Genomic DNA, 22,313 nt, shown 5'->3' with positions numbered 1-22,313 from the left:
TGCTCTGTTTTAGTGAAAAAACAGATTAACCTTAATTCACTGTCAGGGGATATAAGATATGGAAATGAATAAAATGAAACGTTTAGTGTTACTGCTCATTGTACTTTTGGGAACAACGGGAGTACGGGCACAGTTGGGAGAAGCTGTCAAGAAGATATTTGCAGGTGATAGTGTAACTACCGTGCACAACACACCTCTGAACCGGGATTCAGACTCTGTCTATGTGGCCAATCTGCAAAAATCCCTCGAAGCAGCCCGGCTCAACGAGGCGAATATGCGTATGGAAATGGAGCAGATGAAACTGCAAATGGCTGCCGTCGACTCCGTGAAGTACGCCCGGCAGCGTCAACGTATCGATTCTTTGCGACAGTTTACCAAAGGAATCCCCGTGGTAGCCGACGGAGATACCTTATTTTATCTTTTTACCAAACGTGGCGGATACACTCCCCAGCAACGTGCGCAAATGACCGGTGCTGCAATTGAAGAACTGGGAAGACGTTTTAACCTCCGCCCGGACTCCGTGTCGATCGACCATTCGGACATTGTCTCCGATTTGATGTACGGTAACAAGGTGTTACTTTCCCTTACCGATCAGGATGCTTTGTGGGAAGGTATTTCCCGTGATTCTCTTGCGAAGGAAAGACAACAAAACGTTATCACCAAACTGCACGATATGAAAGCCGAACACGGGCTTTGGAGAATGGCGAAACGTGTGCTTTATTTCATTCTGGTGATTGTCGGGCAATACTTCCTGTTTCGCCTGACGAACTGGCTTTTCCGTAAACTGAAAGTACGTATCTTGCGTCTGAAAGATACGAAGATACGACCTGTTTCCATTCAAGGATATGAATTGTTGGATGCCCAAAAACAAGCTAATTTGTTAGTCTTTCTGGCGGGCATCGGGCGGTATATTCTTATGGGATTGCAGTTGTTGATTACTATTCCGCTGATTTTCATTATTTTCCCGCAAACAGAAGGACTGGCTTATCGTATATTGGGTTATATCTGGAACCCGATTCGTGGCATTTTTGTGGGTATTATTGATTATATTCCCAAGTTGTTTACAATCATTATTATCTGGTATGCAGTGCGGTATCTGGTACGACTGGTGCACTATCTGGCCCGTGAGATAGAAGCAGGGCGTTTGAAATTCAACGGTTTCTATCCGGATTGGGCAATGCCGACTTTCCATATCGTCCGTTTCCTGCTTTACGCATTTATGATTGCGATGATTTATCCTTATTTGCCGGGTTCTGATTCAGGGGTATTCCAAGGGATTTCGGTATTTGTCGGATTGATTGTATCGTTGGGTTCAAGTACGGTGATCGGTAATATTATTGCCGGGCTGGTGATTACGTATATGCGCCCGTTTAAGTTGGGCGACCGGATTAAACTGAATGATACTACCGGAGATATTATAGAGAAAACACCCCTTGTCACCCGTATCCGTACACCGAAGAATGAGGTGGTTACCGTTCCCAACTCATTTATCATGTCCTCGCATACCGTGAATTACAGTACCTCGGCACGTGAATACGGGTTGATTATCCATTCGGAAGTATCTATCGGATATGATATCCCTTGGCGGCAAGTCAATCAGATATTGATTGATGCGGCATTGAATACTCCCGGAGTGGTGGACGATCCGCGTCCGTTCGTGTTGGAAACATCTTTAAGTGACTGGTATCCGGTTTATCAGATTAATGCTTATATCAAGGAAGCGGATAAGATGACTCAAATCTATTCGGACTTGCACCAGAACATTCAAGATAAATTTAATGAGGCGGGCATTGAAATCATGTCCCCGCATTATATGGCTGTCCGGGATGGAAACGAGACGACAATCCCCAAAGATGACTTGAGAGAAAAATCAGGAAAATAGTTTCTTTACTCTATGATACTTTCTTGATAGATGATGTAATGAGGAAGTTTCTTTCTCATCCGGCAGGAATCAGACTTTCCCGCAACGGATCAGTATTTTCTGTCCATCGTTTAAGGTGCTGGCAAAGAGGTAGGTATCTCCCCCTTCCGCTAACTTGATACGTTTACGGAGTTCTGCCACCGTAGCCGGAAAGTTGCGGACTGTGATATTCGCTTTTTTCAGGTCTGACAGATTCTCCTTTATTTCCTTTTTGTTGAGGCTGCACCGGTTGATGATGCGGAATGTTCTGCCGGGAAAACCCTCAATCTGCGTTTCGGAAGTGTAGAGATGACTGTTGGGATGCAGCTTCTTGACGGAGTAAGCCGCGGCAATGCTGCGGAAAGCACCGGCTTTCAGGAGAGAAGCATTGGGTTCGTACAGATAATTGCCAAGTGTGTCTGTATAGCTGCACTCGCTGTGCTGTTCCTGTTCGCGGGTAAATACGAAGAGTTGTTTTTCCTGCTCTCCTTTTGTGGAGAGGTTTACGCAGTGAACCGGGATTTCTTCCGGTGCTGTCTGTCCGAGTAACAACAGGAGTTCTTTGCATTCGTTATTGACGGAGATGATATGTACCTCCTGTGTGTGCGGCAATTCTTTCAGTGCCTGTGAAAGGTCGAGCATGGGGGAAAGTTTAATCATTATCCGGTTGGCTTTGCTCAACAGGAGTCCTTCGAGCTCGGCCACATTAGGCTCACAGTCGGAAATGGCAACGGTTTTTCCGCCGTGCTCATTGCGGCGGGCAGGGTCGAGAAAGATACAGTCTACCGGAGACATGGCTTCCAGATAGGCTACTCCGTCGTCGTTTCTGACACTTATATGGTTGAGGTCGAGTGCGGGAAAGTTGTGGGCTGCTATGGCGCAGAGTTCTGCCTGACGTTCTACGTAAGTAGCCGATCGGAATCCGGTGGCAAGGAAAGAGCAGTCGATTCCGAATCCTCCGGTCAGGTCGGCCAGAGACTCACCTTGCAGGAGGCTTGCTTTATAACGGGCGGTGATTTCTGAAGAACATTGCTCCAGTGAAAGATGTTTCGGATACCATATATCGTCTATCTCTTTCCAGGAGGGGATTTTCTCGGCTGCGATTTGTCGTCCTGCTATTTGGGTGATAGCAGCCGGTATGTCTACATCGGGGTATTTCCGGGCTTGCAGGGCCAGGTTGCGTACATCGTCGGATTGATGTTCGTTGATAAACTGTCGGGTTTCGGGAGAGATTGGAGTCATAGGTCGTTATTGTTCGGGAAGTGGGATAAATAAGTCTGATGTCCGGATATTGCCTTGTTATTTATGGTATTACCTTATATTTCTGCCTTGCTACATCCCGGCTACAAAAGTTGAAGTGCCACCATTCGCTGGGCAGGGCGCGAAATCCGGCTTCTTTCATTACTCTCCGCAACAGTATCCGGTTCTGCCGTTCCGCCTCACTTATTTTTCCGTTTCGTACCAGTTCACTTTCTTGTGTGATATGGGCTTCTATCCCCAAGTGGTCTACCTTGGTTCCCATAGGCAAGGGTTGTCCGAGAGAATCCTGAATGTTGATGTCTACCGCCAGTCCGTAGTTGTGAAGTCCGCCGCCACGGTTCGGGTTGGAGACGTATTTGTATTTGGGTGTTCCTTTCACTACATTCCACATCTTTTTTTGTACGGACATCGGACGGGCGGCATCGTAGACAACGAGATTGTAGGAAGGATGCAGTTGTTTCAGTGCCTCCTGTGCTTTCACGAGGGCGTATGCTGCGTCGGGATGCAGATAGGCTTCCGACAAATCATCGTAAAGCACCTCTCCGGTGAAATTGTCGGCTTGTGTGTACATCAACTTCACGGTGATACTGTTGTCCAGTTCCGCTATATTGACCAGTCCTAAAGAATCCATGTAGAGAGCCATGGCACTTTTCTTTGGTTGAGGGGCAGGGGAACATTCTTCGCGGGGTTGCATATCATCCGACGGATGTTTGTATTCTGCCATGGTGAGCCTTTCCTTTTCCTTGTGACCGGAAACGGAAGTACATTCTGCCAGAAGCAGACAGAGGACAGGCAAACTATATTTTAGAAATCTCATTCGGGCTTTTGTATTTAGTGCGTCAAAGATACTTCTTTTTGGCTTTAGCTCCAATAAGCTACCTTTAAATCCTGATTGTTGGAGTGACCGGGTGATGCCACGGGGCTGTCACAGTTGTGCCACCGGCTTGGCACAACTGTGACACTTCGATGGCACAACTGTGACAAGCCGGTGGCACAAGGTAGAGGAATAGGGGCTTGTAGCGGCTCTTCCTATCGCCGGATGTTAGCGACTGCTTTCTTCAGATTGGCTGTTCCTTTCCATACGTCAAGCAGGTGCAGGATGTATCCGCTTTCGCTTTTGCTGTTATTGACCGATAGCAGTTCCGCATAGATTTCCCGTTCTTCCCGGTTCAGCCCTTGCAGAAAGGGGATGTTGGTGGTTGTTACTTGCTGTCACAATTGGGGCTTTCAGTATCGAAAGTTGGGCGGGAGTCAGGTTGAAACTGGATTGTATTACGTTGGACAGAGCGATGAGGCAGCGTGCCGTCATATAAGGTTGCGTCAACTTCCCCCAAAAGAAACAGGGAGCGTCTTTTTTCTCTATTTCACTGTATTTGGCGAGGCATAGTTCGTCCTGGTCGGCAGCGCGTTGCAATGCAGACAGAGCGGCGTATTGATAAGAAATGGTATCAGCCATAGTTGGATAAATAGGTATTGGGTTGCTTATTGCCCCAATATAGAAATTTATTTCTTGCAAGAAAAGAAGTTGCGGGATTTACATTACTTCTGAGGGTATGTTTCACATTATAAGTTGAATAATTGAAGTTTGTAGAAGTAATATAACTACAATTCTTTATAATTTTGAACTATTCTTTATATATAAAAATATTATTCTTTATAACTAATATTAAATCATATTCTGCATTTAAATGTAAAATGATACCTTTGTTCGAGATTTGAATACCGTAATGACATAATTTAATTTATTAGATATACCATATGAGCCATTTGTGAAAATCGCTCCAATATTGTTTGTTTTGTTTGTGTTATCCCATTTTGAGTGTCAAGTGTGACATCAGAATGGGATTTTTATTTTCTCAGATAGAACTCTTTAAAACTTTACATTGATCCAAAACTTGCCCGTCTTTTATGTTGAGCCGCTTTTATTTAAGAATAGACATATAACAAACAAAGAAGCCTTGTAAACATTACATTTACAAGGCTTCTTATGTGGACCAGCCTGGGCTTGAACCAGGGACCTCCAGATTATGAGTCTGTTGCTCTAACCAACTGAGCTACAAGTCCGATGTATCCTTTTATCGGATGCGGTGACAAAAATAGTATTTTCTATTGAATTATGCAAATTCTTTCAATAAAAAACTACGTGACTTTTCTTCTCAGAATTTATATTTGCGTTTCGGGTTCTTGGGGAACCAGCCTTTTTTTACTCTTTCTTCCTGTTCGAAAACCTCTTTGATTGTCCAGAAAGAGGAGAAGGCAAATACGCCTAGCAGAGAAGCTATGATGACGTTCTCGATGCTTAATGAGGCAACTACACCGGCAATACCGAGTATCAGGAATATCCACCAGCATTTTGTGCCCCAATAATATTCGGCCTTTACCACGACAGGGTGAAAAAGGCCGATAATCAAAAAGGTACAAATTCCGATGAATAACCCTGCAAGGTGATATTCACTTAGAAATTCCATGGGCTTACTTTTCTACTCGGATAGGAATTTCTTTTTTGATGCTTTGCTCTAGAGATATCAATGTCTCGGTAGCTACTACACCCGGTATCTCTTGCATTTTGTTATTCAGCAAATCCATTAGGTGTTCATTGTCACATGCATAAAGTTTGGTCAGCATGGTATACGGGCCAGTGGTGAAGTGACATTCTACGATTTCCGGAATCTTCTGCAACTCGGCCACTACAGATTTGTACATAGAGCCTTTTTCCAGTTTGATGCCGACATACGTACATGTTCTGTATCCCAATGATTTCGGATTTACATGATAGCCTGAGCCTACGATGACACCCAAGTCAATCAATCTCTGCACACGTTGATGAATAGCTGCGCGTGACACTCCGCATTCGGCTGCTACGTCTTTGAAAGGGATGCGGGCATTCTGTGAGATAATCTCTAGTATTTGCCTGTCGAGGTTGTCTATTCTTTCCATAATAATAAATTGTAATTTCCAGTTGTTATCAAATAGTAAGCAAATATAGAGATTTATTTTAATTATTCTTCTTTTCCGAGAAAAAAAATAGGAAAAAGCAAAAAAAAGAGGGGCAATCACTTTGCACCTCTTTCCTTTTTCTATTTAGACAGAAAATTATTTCTTATCCTTCTCGATACTCAACAGTTCAACTTCGAAAATCAAAGTAGAGAACGGTTTGATCTGGCCGCCTGATTCTCTTGCGCCATAAGCAAGATCCTGCGGGATATAAAGTTCCCATTTAGAACCTACGGGCATCATGGTCAATGCTTCTGTCCAGCCTTTGATAACTTGGTTGGCACGGAAAGTAGCCGGTTCGTTACGTTTGTAAGAGCTATCGAATTCAGTACCATCGATCAAAGTACCTTTGTAGTTTACTTTCACTTTGCAAGTGTCGGCAGGAATTTCACCTTTACCTTCAGTGATAACTTTATATTGCAGACCGCTCGGAGTTGTTTTCACACCTTCTTTAGCTTTGTTGTCGGCAAGGAATTTTTCGTTTTCAGCTTTGTAGTCAGCATATTTTTCTTCCAAAGCTTTTGTTTTGATAGCTTCCATAGCTGTACGAGTATAAGCCTGAGCAGCTTCCATAGACATTACGCCACCTTTTTCCAGCGTACCTGCGATGAAACCAGCCATGAAGTTGTCTTTGCTGATAGTTTTAGTAGAGTCACCGGCAAACAGTTCCTGATTGATGTTTTTTATCATACCGTTCTCGCCGCTGATTTGCTGACCGATTTGAATACCTGCCATGTAAGCAATGTCTTTTTTGCTGGTTTTGCTTACACCGTCGTTCAAACCTTTGATGAATTCTGCCATATATGCAGTATCAACGTTCAAACGACCTGTCAGATAGCCTTTCAGACCTTGAGTCTGAGCCATACCGATAGAATAAGACAGTGAATCGAGGTCTGATTTCAGATTTGCTTTAGGAGCTTGAGCTGTACAAGAAGCAAGGCTTGCAGCAGCGGCGATTGCCATAAAAATACTAATTTTTTTCATTTTGCTTTGAAATTTTTATTTATAATACTTCAAGTAATTCTACTTCAAAAACGAGTGTGCTGTGAGGAGGAATCATTTCTCCGGCACCTCTTGCACCATAGCCCAGGTCCGATGGGATATACAGTTTCCATTTAGCACCTTCCGACATCAGTTGCAGGGCTTCTACCCAACCCGGAATTACCTGGTTAACGCCGAATACGGCAGGTTCGCCACGCTGGATAGAACTGTCGAACAGGGTGCCGTCTACCAACGTGCCTTCGTAGTGGCATCTTACTTGGTCGGTCGCTTTCGGTTTTTTGCCTGTACCTTCATTGATAACCTCGTATTGCAATCCGCTGGGCAGTGTAACAATACCCGGTCTTTTTTTGTTTTCTTCGAGGAAAGCCTTTCCTTGTTCAATGGCGACAGCGCTCATTTTAGCTTCCAGTTCTTCGAAGTATTTGTTTACTATTTCGCGGGCTTCATTGTGGCTGATAGCCGTTTGATTACCTTCCAGTACGTCTCTGATTGCTTGTGCAAAATCATCTACTGCGAGACCTTGAATTCCCATACTTGATAAGTTTTGACCGATTCCAAGGCCAATAGCGTAACTAAATTTATCCATATAATGTTTTTTGTTGGCGATTGAAATGTATCACCTTCATGGTTTTAGCTTTCAATCAATTGCAAATTTATGAATCGCAAAAGTACGTGTTTTATTTGAATCATTTAGCATTTGGTATTTAAAAATTCTTATATCCGTGAAAGTTAACTGCTTTTCTTTAGATTATTTATTCTTTTGTTCCTGAGATTTAATCTCATTGATTCTAGTATTTGTGTATAGATTATAGTATATGTGATGCTAGTCTTTAGGCTACTTCAACTTAAATCCCCGCATTTTCGAAGCTAGATTATTAGGTGCAAAAGTTTTCTTTTATTCGATGATTCTGATTACATTTGTATATCTTAAAATGAACAGAAGGAGGAACGATTATGAAGAATCTGGTAATATTGACGGGTGCCGGTATGAGTGCCGAGAGTGGAATCAGTACGTTTCGTGATGCTGGCGGTCTGTGGGACCGGTATCCGGTGGAGCAAGTGGCTACTCCGGAAGGCTATCAGCGCGACCCTGCATTGGTGATAAACTTTTATAATGAACGCCGGAAACAGTTGTTGGATGTGACGCCGAATCGCGGGCATGAATTATTGGCGGAGCTGGAAAAGAATTTCAGAGTAACGGTGGTAACGCAGAACATTGATAATTTGCACGAAAGAGCCGGAAGCAGTCATATTATTCATCTGCATGGTGAACTGACAAAAGTATGTTCCAGTCGTGATCCTTATAATCCCCATTATATAAAGGAATTAAAACCTGAAGAATACGAGGTGAAACTTGGAGACAAGGCGGGAGACGGAACACAGTTGCGGCCTTTTATAGTTTGGTTCGGCGAGGCGGTCCCCGAAATTGAGACAGCTATTCAATATGTGGAGAAAGCGGACATTTTTGTAATTATCGGCACTTCGCTTAACGTGTATCCTGCAGCGGGATTACTTCATTATGTACCGCGGGAAGCAGAGGTGTATCTCATTGACCCAAAGCCGGTGGATACACATACTTCTCGTCCGGTACATGTGATTCAGAAGGGAGCTTCTGAAGGAGTGGCTGAGTTGAAACAGTTGTTGGGCGTTTAAAACCCTTTCTTGTCTTTATTCCAGTTCAGAGGTAAAAATATGATTATTCCGGAGCACTTCCGAAATTTCGAGTGCGGTGATGCCACTGCACTCGATTCTTAATATTTTTTCCCAATCCTCAAAGTCTACATTCCATTTGTCGATTTGGGGATATTGTGCCAGAAGTTTCTCGATGCGTTTGATGTCGCATTTTCTGGTGATAGAAGTTCGAAAAATCAGAATCTTATTTTCCATGTCTTTTAGAGTTTTATTGATGTGAACGGAACTCTCGAATGGTCATATTGAAATATTGTCTGAAGTTGCGGCTTAATAGTGAAAGGCTGCTAAAACCGCATAGACGGGCAATTTCGGTAGCAGAAAGTTCCTTGTTCCTCTTTAATAATTGTGCTGCTTTTTCAATCCGGGTGCGTTTGATATAATCTGTGGGAGTTTCTCCTGTCAGAATAGTAAATACGCGATGGAAGTGGAAAGGTGAAAAACAGGCGATGCCTGCCATTTTCTGTAATGGTAGTGGCTGGTCTATGTTGTTATGGATGTAGTCGGTGACTTTGTTTATCCGTAACAGGTATTCTTGCTTATTTAATTCTTTCGTTTCCATATCTTTTTGCAAAGTAAAGGATAATAATTGCCGGAGAACTATCCTATTTTGCTAACTTCTCCGGCAGCTGGCAATTATCTTTTTTGTCCTATGTAGAATACATAACCATAATATTCTTTATACTTGTCATACAGACTCTGCTCATGCCGTTGCCCGGCAATGAGGTCTGCGGCTGCGGCATTTCCCGAGTATTCCTTCAAAAAAGCTTCCTGGGCCGGGAACTGGGGAGCATAGAAATGTTCTGTCCAACAGTTCTCCGGTAAAATGAAATGGGCTGTCAGTGTATAGCCGGCTTTCTCCATTTGTGCTATTTTTGTCGGGATAGTATCAATTTCCGGGTAATTGGCGAGCCAGAAGTCTTCTATTTCGGCAGGGCGTTCCGGGGTAAACCAGGAGGCTTCTGTTACAGCGATGAATCCGTCCTTTTTCAGGAATCTGTTCCATTCGTTCATGCCACGTTCGAATCCTATATTATAGATAGCGCCTTCGGACCAGATAAGATCGAGTTCTTCGTTTTGAAACGGCAGATTGTCCATTGAGCCGACAATGCCTTTTACTCTGTTTTCGCAATGGGTATTTGCTGCATTTCTGTTGAAGATCTCTATAAAATCGGGGAAAAGGTCGATGCCTGTAATCTGTCCTTTTGTATAGTTAGCTAATACCATTGTCTGTCCGCCTGTACCGCAACCAATATCGGCGATTTTGGCTTCTTCAGACAGTTCGTTGATGAAACTTACGGCTTTTTGTGTGACTTCGGGACTTCCGGGACCTTGGCGTTCTAATAACTTGAAGTAATTACATATCATTGTGAAATCGAAATCGTGGATTGATTTTAAATCGTTACTCATTGTTTTTTAATGTTTTAGGTGTACGCCAAATGAATGCATACAATGATGCCCGGCTCATTCGACTATACAAATTGTTTTAAAATTCAGATAATAGAATATAACTCTGACATGACTATGTCAGAGAAAACATAAGGGATAATCTGTAGTGAGAGGAAGACTAACAGATTATTTACAGAACGGAATCCTTACGGAATGAAAATGAGTTAAACATCCAATTTTTCTTTTAGTTCGTGGCAAAGATATGTTTTTTAGAGATAAACGTCCGTAAATTCTATAAAGAAAAATACTGTAAACGTGCATTTTAGCAAGAATCGTCAAGTGTATTTTTAGTACTTAGTCGAATAAATGATATAAAAAGGCTATGTATTGAAGTAATAATTAAGTATTATTTGTATTTTTGTAACTTGAAATCTAATTATATATTACATGAAAAGAAGCTTTATCTTTCTCTTGGGCCTTTTGTGTATTATAATGGTGGAGGCTAAAAACCATTACTTTAAACATCTGGGAGTTTCTGACGGATTATCTCAGGTTTGTATATTTTCAATTTATCAAGATGAGTTGGGTGCAGTATGGTTAGGCACTTCGGAGGGATTAAACAGATATAATGGTAAAGATGTAAAAATATTCCGTCCTTCGCAGGGAAATGAAGGTCTGACGAATAATGAGATCAATAAACTGTGTGGAGATAAAAAAGGAAGAATATATATTCGTTCGGGTAATGACTTGATAAAATTTGAACTTTATAAAGAACGGTTTACCTGTTTACTTCGGAATGATGTAAGAGATCTTTTCTGTAAAGAAGATACGTTGTGGGTTAGTTGCAAATCTGGTATCTATTATTATACAGCTGAAAGTTCAGAATTGACTTTTTTCACGAAATTACAGGGAGGAGTAGGTGCGGAAGGTATGATATATGTCGATAACGATTTTATATGGGTTGCTACCAATCATTTAGTTGCTATTTCGCGCAAAAATCCAAAGCAACAAAAGATACTAGCTTCATTCGACAGAGGTAGCCAATGTATTTCAGGAGATAGTTCGGGTAATATATGGGTAGGTACCTGGAACGGTTTGTATAAAATCTCCGCCAATAGGGAAATGACACGTTATATAAATTCTTCAGACAAAGGAGAATTGTCGGATAATCAGATTCGATGTGTATTGGAAGATGACTTCAAACATATATGGGTAGGTACTTTTCGCGGACTTGATTGTTATGATCCTACAATTGATAAATGGGAGCATTATACACGTTATGGTGATTCTCCAAACACCTTGAGCCACCACTCCGTTTTATCTCTCCACAAAGATATGCAAGGTAATATTTGGGTAGGAACTTATTATGGAGGTGTAAATGTCTTTAATCCGAGTAAGACTAGTAATCATTTTTACTATGCAGAGCCGTTGCAGGAAGACTGTTTGAGTTTTCCTGTCGTTGGAAAGATGGCGGAGGATAGTAGTGGAAGATTGTGGATTTGTACAGAGGGAGGAGGATTGAATTGTTATAATGCAGATACTGGGATATTTACTCGGTATCAACATCGGAAAGGTGATGCGAGTAGTGTGGGTAGTAATAATCTCAAGTCAATATTCTATCGAAAAGAAAATGAACGGCTATATGTTGGTGCTCATCTTGGGGGAATATTTGTGTTGGATTTGAAATCGAATAAAGGACATACGCTTCATAATATAGTAGGTGATCCCACATCATTACCGCATGAGATAGTGAACGATATTCAAGAGTATAAGGATGGGCTTGCTTTATTAACACAGGGAGGGGTTGCTTTTATGGATCCGGTGACTGAGAAATTTTCACCACTCTCGAATGATGTAAATGTCCGGAAGCTATTGAATAAACGATATGCTTTTGAAACCTTCCTGATTGATAGTCGACAACGTATGTGGTTGGCATCGGTTAATGGAGGTGTTATTTGCGTGGATTTGCCTTCATCAAAAATAACTGAGTATGCAATGGATACTAATAATCCTTCTTCAATAGGACGATTTAAAGTTGTCCATATTTTTGAGGACAGTAGAGGAAGTGTATTCTTTTGTACGATAGGATCGGGTATATATGAATATCAAGAAGGGGAGCAATCATTTAAGTCATACAGTACTTCGAATCAATGTCTGCCGAGTGATTATTGTTATTATATCTGTGAATCTGTTGAAGATCATCGTTTATTTATTCTTCATGGAAAAGGACTTTCTATTTTTAATAGAGAGAAAGGAGAAGTTGAAAATACCTATCACCTGTTTAATCAGACTTATAGTCAGGGATCTGCTTTGTATCTAGATAAGAATGGAACTCTTTTTATTAGCGGTACTAATGGCTTGGCTTTATTCCAGAAGCAATCTTTATATGCTTTACCTTCCAAGAATCTTTTGAATTTTGATAAATTGTTTATTTTCAATGAAGAAATTTGTCCTAATGACCAGTCTGGTATTTTGACTGATATACTGGCGAAGACATCGGATATTTATTTAAGCTATAAACAAAATAATATAACTGTTGAATTTGCATCCTTTAATTATAATAATGATCGTAACCGTTTATTTGAGTATCGTTTAGAAGGATTTGATAAGGCTTGGACTCAAACCACTGGTACAACAATAACTTATACGAATTTACCTCCTGGTGAATATATACTTAGAGCCCGTCCATTGGCTGGTAAAGAAAATCTGGATGAGGAAGTTCATTTGAATATACATGTTTCTGCTCCTTTTTATGCCACTGTCTGGGCCTATTTTTTCTATCTTCTATGTTTGCTAGGGGTGATGATTGCATTTATTCGTTTCAAAACTCGTCAGGCTGCTTTAAAGTCCTCTTTGGAGTTTGAAAGAAAGGAAAAAGAGAGGATTGAAGAACTGAATCAGGTAAAATTACGTTTCTTTACGAATATCTCTCATGAATTCCGTACCCCATTAACACTCATTCTTGGACAGATTGAGGTATTGATGCAGATGGATTTGGGCACAACTATTTATAACCGTATCCTTCGCATTTATAAAAATGCATGGCATATGCGGAATCTGATATCAGAATTGCTTGATTTTCGTAAACAGGAACAAGGTTATTTGAAACTTAAGGTTGAAGAACAGAATCTGGTCGCATTTACGCGACAGATTTATATGTGTTTCTATGAGTATGCACAAAAAAAAGAGATTACGTATCGTTTTGATAATGTAGAAGAAACAATTTCTGTCTGGTTTGATTCAAAACAATTACAGAAAGTTATTTTTAATTTATTGTCGAATGCTTTTAAATACACACCCAATAAAGGAAGTATAAGGGTAGAGGTAAGAATGCTTGCTTCTCAAGCGATTGTGTCGGTATGTGATACAGGAGTCGGCATTCCGGAAGAACATATTTCAAAGATTTTTGAGAGATTTTATCAAACAGATAATTCTTCTTCGTTCACATTAGGAACGGGCATAGGATTGGCATTGGCTAAAGGAATAATGAATATGCATCATGGAAAGATTGATGTAGAAAGTACTGTGGGAAAAGGTACTAAATTCACGTTATCTCTTCCTTTGGGAAATCGTCATTTTAGTGATGAAGAAATGGCTACTGTAGAAAGTAGAGAGTCAGTAATTATTTCCGAGGCGGTTCCTATGCTTCCCTTTGAACAAATAATGGATGTGGAAGAAGAAAAAACGAAAGTACAAGAGAATATTAAGGAAGAAGATAAACCCATTATTCTTTTGGTAGATGATAATGAAGAATTGTTGTCTATGCTGGAAGATCTGTTTTTGCCGATATATAAGGTATATATTGCACATGATGGACGTGAAGGATTGGAAATGGCACGACAAATTCAGCCGGACTTGATTATAAGTGATGTGATGATGCCTGAAATGTCTGGTAAAGAATTATGTTATAAGATTAAAACTAATGTGGAACTTTCTCATATTTCTGTGGTTTTATTAACGGCTCAGACTTCTGTTGAGTATGTTGTGGAGGGGTTAATGTTTGGTGCAGATGATTATGTAACGAAACCATTTAATGTAAAAGTATTGATTGCTCGTTGTAATAATCTGATTAAAAATAAAAAACGTTTGATAGCACATTATGCAGGTAAGACCATTACGGAGTCTCCGGTGACAGAAGCTATAAATGAAAGAGATAAGGAATTATTAGCGAAATGTGTGAATATTATTAAGGAGAACTTTGAAAATCCTGCTTTTGATGTTACTGCTCTTGCTTCCGAACTCTGTGTGGGACGTAGTAAACTATATATGCAATTCAAACAAATGACCGGATTGACTCCGAATGAGTTTATTCTAAAAATAAAGTTGGATGAGGCAATGTCTTTATTGAAGAACCATCCGGAATTAAATATCTCGGAGATTTCTATACGGTTAGGGTTTTCTTCTCCACGTTATTTCAGTAAATCTTTCAAAGCATTTTTTGGGGTCGCTCCGCAAACTGTAAGAAGTAGGAAGAAAGAATAATGTGTTTTTCATCTACTATCAAATTATACATGACATCCACTAATATTGTACATAAGAGGTCTTATTAAATTGGAGAAAAAGGCTAAAATATGACCAAATCTTCCATTTTAGGTGTTCATTTTTTCCATGTGGATTCATACGTCTACTTTTTGTAATATTTGTATTTATAGGTATTGTGTTTCTCCTCTACTTTTACATCGCTTTAATTTAGTTTTAGTACATAAAATCAAAAAGTTAATTAAACAAGTATGAAGGGCACAAAAAAATATGGAAATAAAATTTTTATAATTACTGAAAATCAGACCAATGCATTAAGAGAAGAAATTAATATGGCTGATTATAAAAAAAACGGTAATAGATGTGGCGGCTATGACCGATGAAATATGAGAAGATTTCAAGCAATCAAAGACTTCTAATTATACTCATTATAATATAACTTATCACATGAAAAGCAAATTAATAACATTATTCTTACTATTAGTTACTATTGGTTCGATAACCTCCGCTCAGGGAATTAAAGAAGAAATCTCTTTAAAATATGGAGCAACGAATGAGGGGAAGCGACAGGATCCTGCAATGCAAAAATTCCGGGATAATCGTTTGGGAGCCTTTATTCATTGGGGATTGTATGCCATTCCTGGGGGTGAATGGAACGGAAAAATGTACGGTGGGGCTGCTGAATGGTTGAAGAGTTGGGCAAAAGTACCTGCTGATGAATGGCTGAAACTGATGGATCAATGGAATCCTACCAAATTTGATGCAAAGAAGTGGGCAAGAATGGCTAAAGAGATGGGAGCTAAGTATGTAAAGATAACAACGAAGCATCATGAAGGTTTCTGTTTGTGGCCGAGTAAATATACTCAATATACGGTAGCGAATACTCCTTATAAAAAAGACTTGTTGGGCGAAATGGTAAAAGCCTACAACGATGAAGGTATTGATGTACATTTCTATTTTTCAGTGATGGATTGGAGCCATCCGGATTATCGTTACAGTATAAAATCTGAAGAAGATAGTATTGCGTTCAGCCGTTTTCTGGAGTTTACAGACAATCAATTGAAAGAACTGGCCACACGTTATCCTACAGTGAAAGATTTCTGGTTTGATGGTACATGGGATGCAAGTATTAAGAAGAATGGTTGGTGGACAGCTCATGTGGAACAAATGCTGAAGGAGATGCTTCCGGGGGTTACTATTAATAGCCGTCTGCGTGCCGATGATAAAGGAAAACGTCATTTCGATAGTAATGGTCGTTTGATGGGAGATTATGAATCAGGTTACGAACGTCGTTTACCCGATCCAGTAAAAGACCTTAAGGTTACACAATGGGATTGGGAGGCTTGTATGACTGTACCCGAAAACCAATGGGGATATCATAAAGACTGGTCATTGAGTTATGTCAAAACTCCGATTGAAGTACTTGATCGTATTGTACATGCTGTTTCTATGGGAGGAAATATGGTTGTAAACTTTGGTCCTCAAGCAGATGGAGATTTTCGTCCGGAAGAAAAAGCTTTGGCGACTGCTATCGGCAAATGGATGAGTCGTTATGGAAAGGCCGTTTATGCCTGTGATTATGCCGGATTCGACAAGCAGGATTGGGGATATTACACACGCGGTAAAAATGGTGAAGTGTATATGGTGGTATTCAATCAACCATATAGTGAACGTTTGATAGTAAAAACCCCGAAAGGAATTTCAGTTGAAAAAGCTTCTTTATTAGATACTAACGAAGATATCAAAGTTGTTGAAACAGCTCGTAACGAATATAATGTATCTGTTCCCAAGAAGAATCCGGGTGAACCTTATGTTATTCAGCTTAAGGTGCGTGCAGCTAAAGGAACAAAAGGTATTTATCGGGATGCTTTAACATAAATCAAAAGAGGATTGTAATATGAAGTTCAAATTTACATTCGTTTTGTTAGTATTGATCGGGCAGTTTTTCTCTCTCACTGCCCGGGAAGTGACCTCTTTCAATGAAGGTTGGTTATTCAAACGCGGTCCTTTTTCGGAAGACCCAGTAAAAGTTGTTGCTCAATGGGAGGGGAAATGGGAAACTGTAAATCTGCCTCACACATGGAATGCTAAAGATATGCAGGTAAAGGCTGCTTCTTTTTATGAAGGAGTTGGCTATTACAAGAAAAAACAATTCTTTAATGAAGAATTGAAAGGGAAGCGTGTGTTTCTTCGGTTTGAAGGTGTGGGCGCAAACACCGAGGTATATGTTAACAGTAAGCTTGTAGGAACCCATAAAGGAGGTTATAGTGCTTTTGCTTTTGAGATAGGAACAGCTTTGAAATTTGGAGCTGAGAATGAAATCATGGTAAAAGCTGATAATACTGCACGACCGGATGTTATTCCGGTGAATCATAGCCTTTTCGGAGTGTATGGAGGTATTTATCGCCCGGTATGGCTAATTGTTACTGAACAAAATAATATAACAGTTACCGATTGTGCTTCTCCAGGTGTTTATATTACTCAGAAAAATGTTTCGAAACGTTCTGCAGATATTACTGTAAAAGTAAAATTAGACAATGGCAGCCTTACTCCTGCGAATTTAGTACTTGAAAATACTCTCTATACCCAAGAAGGAAAGAGAGTTGCTTCACATCGTCTTCCTTTGGAATTAACTCCTCAGGGAACGCAGACTTATTTTTCAACTTTTAAATTAAACAAACCTCATCTTTGGCAGGGACGTAAAGATCCTTATTTGTATAAGGTCGTTTCACGTTTGGTATCAGAAGGAAAGGTTATTGATGAAGTTATCCAGCCTTTGGGTGTTCGTAAGTTTGAGGTTGTTGCTGGTAAAGGATTTTATCTGAATGATGAGAAATATCCGATGTATGGTGTAACTCGTCATCAGGATTGGTGGGGATTAGGAAGTGCTTTAACTAATAAAGAACATGATTTTGATTTAGCACAGATAATGGACGTAGGGGCCACAACTGTCCGTTTCGCCCATTATCAACAATCAGATTATCTCTATTCTCGTTGTGATTCTTTGGGATTGGTTATTTGGGCTGAAATCCCTTTTGTGAATCGTGTGACAGGATACGAAGCGGAAAACGCACAGTCTCAGCTTCGTGAGTTGATTCGTCAGAGTTTTAATCACCCTTCTATCTATGTTTGGGGGTTACATAATGAGGTATATCAACCTCACGAATATACAGCCGGGCTGACGCAGGTACTTCATAATCTTGCCAAGACAGAGGACCCGGATCGTTATACTGTAGCTGTCAATGGTTTCGGACATGCTGAACATGCAGTGAATCAGAATACAGATATTCAGGGGATGAACCGCTATTTCGGATGGTATGAGAAGAAGCTACAAGATATTGAACCATGGGTGAAAGGATTGGAAGAAAAGTACCCGTGGCAAAAGCTGATGTTGACAGAATATGGTGCGGATGCCAATTTGGAACATCAGACTGAATATCTCGGTGATGCATTGAATTGGGGAAAACCTTTTTATCCGGAAACATTCCAGACTAAAACGCATGAATATCAATGGAGTGTTATTTCGAAACATCCTTATATCATTGCTTCTTATCTATGGAATATGTTTGATTTTGCTGTGCCGATGTGGAGTCGGGGTGGTGTACCTGCTCGTAACTTGAAAGGCTTGATGACTTTTGACCGGAAAATCAAGAAGGATTCTTATTATTGGTATAAAGCCAACTGGAGCAAGGAGCCTGTATTGTATTTGACGCAGCGCCGAAATGCGGATCGTGAGCGGAAACAGACCTCTGTGACAGTTTATTCTAATATTGGTACTCCTATAGTATATCTTAATGGTAAAGAATTGACTGGTATTCGCAAGGGATATACTGATGTACATTATGTTTTTGATAATGTAACACTGGAACAAGGTAAAAATGTAATAAGAACCGTTGCAACACATAACGGAAAAGAATACACGGACGAAATTGAATGGAATTATACAGGAGAAAAGAAACGCAATGCTGACTCGCGTGAGAATAAGAACGAACATGCTGGTTGGTAATTGCTTGTTTAGAATATATAAAACAATATTGTTGAATCTTTAAATATGAAAGCCTATGTGAAACTATGATCTTACATCAATTCGAAAAACACTTAGAATTAAAAATGTTATGGAAAAAAAAACATCTAAATTACTTATGGAATACAAGAAATTTTATTTATTAATTATCGTATGCCTCTTTTCTATAGGAATATTCGCTCAGAGCGGTACGGAGAAGATTAGCATTTCGTTTAGTAAAATACCTTTAAAAGAAGCTATGGCAAGAGTAGAGAAGGCTTCGGGGTATTTGTTCTCTTATGATGCGACTGAAATAAATGCAGAACAATTGGTAAGTCTGAACTGCAAGAATGAAGAAGTGCGTCTGGCGCTTCGTAAAATGTTTGAACCGACTAATATTACATTCAAATTTCAGAATAAACAAATAGTATTGTCGCTTTCTTCTAAAGACGCGTTGACTTCTAAAAAAGGAGCTACTAAAACTGTTACAGGTACCGTTTCCGATGGAGCAGGGGAGCCTATTATTGGTGCCACAGTAATAGTGAAAGGCACTATTAACGGTGTATTAACCGATATGGATGGTAAATACACTATTAAAGCAAGAGAAGGTGAAGTTTTGGAATTCCGCTATATTGGTTATAATAGTGTTGAACAGAAAGTAAAGGATAAAAGTGTTATCAACATTGCTATGGCGGAATCGAATGTAAATCTGGATGACGTTGTTGTTATTGGTTACGGTTCACAAAAGAAAGAAAGTGTAGTATCTTCTGTGAATACAATGAAACCTGCAGAGATTGCTATACCAACGCGTAGTTTATCAAATACGATTGCTGGTCAGGTTGCTGGTGTGATTGCCATTCAACGTTCTGGAGAACCGGGAAATGATGATGCCGATTTTTGGATTCGTGGTCAAAGTTCATACGCAGGTGGTACGAGTCCATTGGTGTTGGTGGATGGTGTTCCTCGTAGCATGAATGATCTTGACACAGATGAAATTGAGACATTTACTGTCTTGAAAGATGCTGCTGCTACTGCTGTATATGGTTCTGAAGGTGCTAATGGTGTAGTTTTGATTACAACAAAACGTGGGCGTGCACAAAAAACTATTATCAGCTTCAACGCACAATATAGTATTGCTACTCCTACCCGTATGCCGGAGTTGATGAACTCTTGGGATTATTTATCAATGTGGAATGAAGCGTCTTGGAATGATGCGGGTAATCCTAATTGGGATAATTATGTGCAAAATAGCGCTCCATACAGTGCAGAAGCGTTGGCAAGGTATCGGGATGGAGTTGATCCGGATTTATACCCGAATTCTATTTGGACCGACTTATTATCTAATAACACGCAGAATCAACGTTATACAGTGAATCTGCGAGGAGGTTCGGAAAAAACTAAGTTCTTTGTATCAGGAGCTTATTATAAGGAAAATGGTATGTTTAAATCGAATCCATTGGATGACTACAATGCCAATATCGGATTGGAACGTTATAATTTGCGCTCCAATGTAGATATGGATATTACTCCGACGACCAAACTTTCCGTTGATATGAGTGGACAATACAGAACTCAAAATAACCCAGGAAATTCTTCTGACCAGATTTTTAAACATATCATACTTTTCCCGACTCATTTGGTACCTTTTACATGGTCGGACGGGACTGCTGCAGTTTGTGATACAGATGCGGATGGACGTTATAATCCTTATAATTTACTTAATTATTCCGGTTATTCTAAGAAATGGTCTGTAGCAATGCAAACTAAGGCAACTTTGAGACAAAAACTCGACTTCATAACGAAAGGACTGTCTGTTCAAGGTAGTATAAGTTTTGATGCAGATTTCAGTTCTACTTTAAAACGTTCGGCGAGTCCGGATAAATATACCGTCACAGGTAGAGATGAAAACGGTTTGCTTATCAAAAAACTATTTGACGAAGGTAGCCCGCTTGGAGAAGCTTCTGTCAGTACAAGTAGTGGTACTAAAAAAATATATATTGAAGCACAATTGAATTACGAACGTACTTTTGCTAAAAAGCATGCTGTTACAGGAACTTTTGTATATAATCAAAAAGAAACTCAATACCAAGGTTCCAGAAAATCTAACGGAGCAGAAGACGTTGGTGGTTTGAAACTGTTGCCTTATCGTAAACAGAATATTGTAATGCGGGGTACTTATGCTTATGATAATCGTTATGTATTAGAAGCTAGTTTTGGTGCAACAGGTAGCGAAAATTTCGCTCCAGGTAACCGTTGGGGTGTTTTTCCTGCAGTAGGAGCTGCTTGGAATGTACATGCCGAGAGATTTATGCAAAAGGAGAATATCTTGAATATTCTTAGTAAATTACGTTTGAGGGCTTCTTATGGTCTTACAGGAAATGACAATACAGGAGGTAACCGTTTTGTATATAGAGAGTTATTGACTGATAGCGGTAGTCAAAATGTAGGCTTGAATCCCGGAACTAATGGTGGCCCTACTAATGATATGGGAAGAATTTATGAAAACACATTTGCTGCTCCATATATTAGTTGGGAAATAGAGAAGAAAAGCAATTTCGGTATTGATATGGGATTATTCCGTGGTCGTGTTGATATTACTGCTGATTATTTTCATAATCGACGGGAAGACATTTTGATTCAGCGTGTAACTATTCCTACGGCTACTGGTTTCCGTCAAAATCCATGGCAGAATTTTGGTGTAACGACTAATGAAGGTTTTGATGCTAGTATTACAGTTAAACATAATATCGGAAAAGACTGGGTGCTTTCAGCTAGAGGTAATGTAACATATGCTGTTAACAAGATTATAGAAAAGGATGAGATTCCACAGGCTTATCCATGGCTTGCTCAAACTGGTACTTCTATCGGGACAAATAAAATATATGTAGCGGAAGGATTATTTACCAATCAGGATTTTATTATTACTGAAAAATCAGATGGTAGTTATAATTACAAATTAAAAGATGGAATTGCTACTTATGCTGCTGATGTGAAGCCTGGTGATATTAAATATAAAGACTTGAATGGTGATGGTGTTATTGACGATAATGACCAGACTTATTATAGTGGCATTTATCCAAATAATCCGCAACTTGTTTATGGTTTCGGACTTAATGTACAATATAAAGGTATTTATGCCGGTGTATTTTTCCAGGGAGTAGGTAGAACATCCGTTAACTTGAAAGCAAACACTAGTTATTTTGTCCCATTTGCTAATGGAAAAGATCAATCTTCTGCACGTGTACAAGCTGCCGATCATTGGAGTGCAAGTGATCCTAATAATATGAATGTTTTATACCCTCGTTTACATACCAATGAATATAGCAATAATACGCTGAATAGTACATGGTGGTACAGAAATGGAAGTTTTCTCCGTCTGAAGAATGTGGAACTTGGTTATCAGTTTGATAAAAAATTGGTGCAGAGATGGAAGATGCAGAATCTTCGCATTTATGTGCAGGGAAGTAATCTTGCTGTGTGGGATCATGTTAAAATGTGGGATCCGGAAATTGGAAACAGTGGTGCAAGATATCCGATTAACGCGACTTGGACTTTTGGTCTTGATGTGACTTTTTAACCAATAATCAATTATAAGAA

16 protein-coding genes, 1 tRNA gene and 2 pseudogenes are annotated in these 22,313 nt (G+C 39.8%); 7 read left to right on the top strand and 12 right to left on the bottom strand.

Features of this window, described 5'->3' with window-relative positions:
* Positions 1-58 precede the first annotated feature (58 nt).
* Entirely contained in the window at positions 59-1,882 is a 1,824-nt protein-coding gene (locus CGC64_RS03000) for a mechanosensitive ion channel family protein (RefSeq protein WP_005676666.1), read from the top strand.
* A gap of 69 nt (positions 1,883-1,951) precedes the next feature.
* On the opposite strand, the gene CGC64_RS02995 is transcribed toward CGC64_RS03000, so the two are convergent.
* The 9 genes and pseudogenes from CGC64_RS02995 to CGC64_RS02960 form a co-directional block, all read right to left on the bottom strand.
* Positions 1,952-3,142, bottom strand: a complete 1,191-nt coding sequence (locus CGC64_RS02995; RefSeq protein WP_005676665.1) for a class I SAM-dependent methyltransferase — start codon at positions 3,140-3,142, stop codon at positions 1,952-1,954.
* A 61-nt stretch (positions 3,143-3,203) separates the two neighbouring features.
* Positions 3,204-3,977 carry a M15 family metallopeptidase gene (locus tag CGC64_RS02990; protein ID WP_005676664.1) on the bottom strand — a complete coding sequence of 258 codons (774 nt, stop codon included), beginning with the start codon at positions 3,975-3,977 and terminating at the stop codon, positions 3,204-3,206.
* A 212-nt stretch (positions 3,978-4,189) separates the two neighbouring features.
* Positions 4,190-4,315: pseudogene (locus tag CGC64_RS19400) on the bottom strand (DUF7825 domain-containing protein); the annotation flags it as partial.
* A gap of 43 nt (positions 4,316-4,358) precedes the next feature.
* A pseudogene (locus CGC64_RS02985) lies at positions 4,359-4,616 on the bottom strand (SWIM zinc finger family protein); the annotation flags it as partial.
* 534 nt (positions 4,617-5,150) lie between these two features.
* Positions 5,151-5,224, bottom strand: a tRNA-Ile gene (locus CGC64_RS02980).
* 92 nt (positions 5,225-5,316) lie between these two features.
* Complete coding sequence (locus CGC64_RS02975) at positions 5,317-5,628, bottom strand: DUF4491 family protein (RefSeq protein WP_005676661.1); 312 nt, start codon at positions 5,626-5,628, stop codon at positions 5,317-5,319.
* 4 nt (positions 5,629-5,632) lie between these two features.
* Positions 5,633-6,097 (bottom strand): Lrp/AsnC family transcriptional regulator, encoded by a 465-nt coding sequence (locus CGC64_RS02970; protein ID WP_004302580.1) that lies wholly within the window; start codon positions 6,095-6,097, stop codon positions 5,633-5,635.
* A 156-nt stretch (positions 6,098-6,253) separates the two neighbouring features.
* Positions 6,254-7,138 (bottom strand): FKBP-type peptidyl-prolyl cis-trans isomerase, encoded by an 885-nt coding sequence (locus CGC64_RS02965; protein ID WP_005676659.1) that lies wholly within the window; start codon positions 7,136-7,138, stop codon positions 6,254-6,256.
* Between the two features lie 19 nt (positions 7,139-7,157).
* A complete protein-coding gene (locus CGC64_RS02960; protein ID WP_005676658.1) occupies positions 7,158-7,742 on the bottom strand; it encodes an FKBP-type peptidyl-prolyl cis-trans isomerase in 585 nt (194 codons plus the stop codon).
* Positions 7,743-8,110: 368 nt separating this feature from the next.
* Here CGC64_RS02960 and CGC64_RS02955 point away from each other — a divergent pair, with 368 nt between their 5' ends.
* A complete protein-coding gene (locus CGC64_RS02955; protein ID WP_005676657.1) occupies positions 8,111-8,809 on the top strand; it encodes an SIR2 family NAD-dependent protein deacylase in 699 nt (232 codons plus the stop codon).
* A 15-nt stretch (positions 8,810-8,824) separates the two neighbouring features.
* Here the strand turns inward: CGC64_RS02955 and CGC64_RS02950 are convergent, their stop codons facing one another.
* The 3 genes from CGC64_RS02950 to CGC64_RS02940 all read right to left on the bottom strand — a co-directional run bounded on the left by CGC64_RS02950 (position 8,825) and on the right by CGC64_RS02940 (position 10,255).
* Entirely contained in the window at positions 8,825-9,043 is a 219-nt protein-coding gene (locus CGC64_RS02950; RefSeq protein WP_005676656.1) for a hypothetical protein, read from the bottom strand.
* Positions 9,044-9,056: 13 nt separating this feature from the next.
* Entirely contained in the window at positions 9,057-9,407 is a 351-nt protein-coding gene (locus CGC64_RS02945) for a helix-turn-helix domain-containing protein (protein ID WP_005676655.1), read from the bottom strand.
* 74 nt (positions 9,408-9,481) lie between these two features.
* The gene (locus CGC64_RS02940) at positions 9,482-10,255 is read right to left on the bottom strand and encodes a class I SAM-dependent methyltransferase (RefSeq protein ID WP_005676654.1); all 774 of its coding nucleotides are present in this window, start codon (positions 10,253-10,255) and stop codon (positions 9,482-9,484) included.
* A 426-nt stretch (positions 10,256-10,681) separates the two neighbouring features.
* Here CGC64_RS02940 and CGC64_RS02935 point away from each other — a divergent pair, with 426 nt between their 5' ends.
* The 5 genes from CGC64_RS02935 (at position 10,682) to CGC64_RS02920 (ending at position 22,293) form a co-directional block, all read left to right on the top strand.
* A complete protein-coding gene (locus CGC64_RS02935; RefSeq protein ID WP_005676653.1) occupies positions 10,682-14,716 on the top strand; it encodes a hybrid sensor histidine kinase/response regulator transcription factor in 4,035 nt (1,344 codons plus the stop codon).
* A gap of 248 nt (positions 14,717-14,964) precedes the next feature.
* Entirely contained in the window at positions 14,965-15,096 is a 132-nt protein-coding gene (locus CGC64_RS19225) for a hypothetical protein (RefSeq protein ID WP_005676652.1), read from the top strand.
* 64 nt (positions 15,097-15,160) lie between these two features.
* Positions 15,161-16,591, top strand: coding sequence for an alpha-L-fucosidase (locus tag CGC64_RS02930; protein WP_005676651.1), 1,431 nt, complete (start codon positions 15,161-15,163; stop codon positions 16,589-16,591).
* Positions 16,592-16,610: 19 nt separating this feature from the next.
* A complete protein-coding gene (locus CGC64_RS02925; protein WP_005676650.1) occupies positions 16,611-18,719 on the top strand; it encodes a glycoside hydrolase family 2 protein in 2,109 nt (702 codons plus the stop codon).
* Between the two features lie 109 nt (positions 18,720-18,828).
* On the top strand, positions 18,829-22,293 hold the full coding sequence (locus CGC64_RS02920; RefSeq protein ID WP_005676649.1) for a TonB-dependent receptor: 3,465 nt from the start codon (positions 18,829-18,831) through the stop codon (positions 22,291-22,293).
* The last annotated feature ends 20 nt before the right edge of the window (positions 22,294-22,313 follow it).

The sequence above is a fragment of the Bacteroides caccae genome (assembly GCF_002222615.2).
Taxonomy (GTDB): domain Bacteria; phylum Bacteroidota; class Bacteroidia; order Bacteroidales; family Bacteroidaceae; genus Bacteroides; species Bacteroides caccae.
Note: the sequence above shows the minus strand (reverse complement) of the source record. Positions and strands in the feature narration are given on the sequence as shown.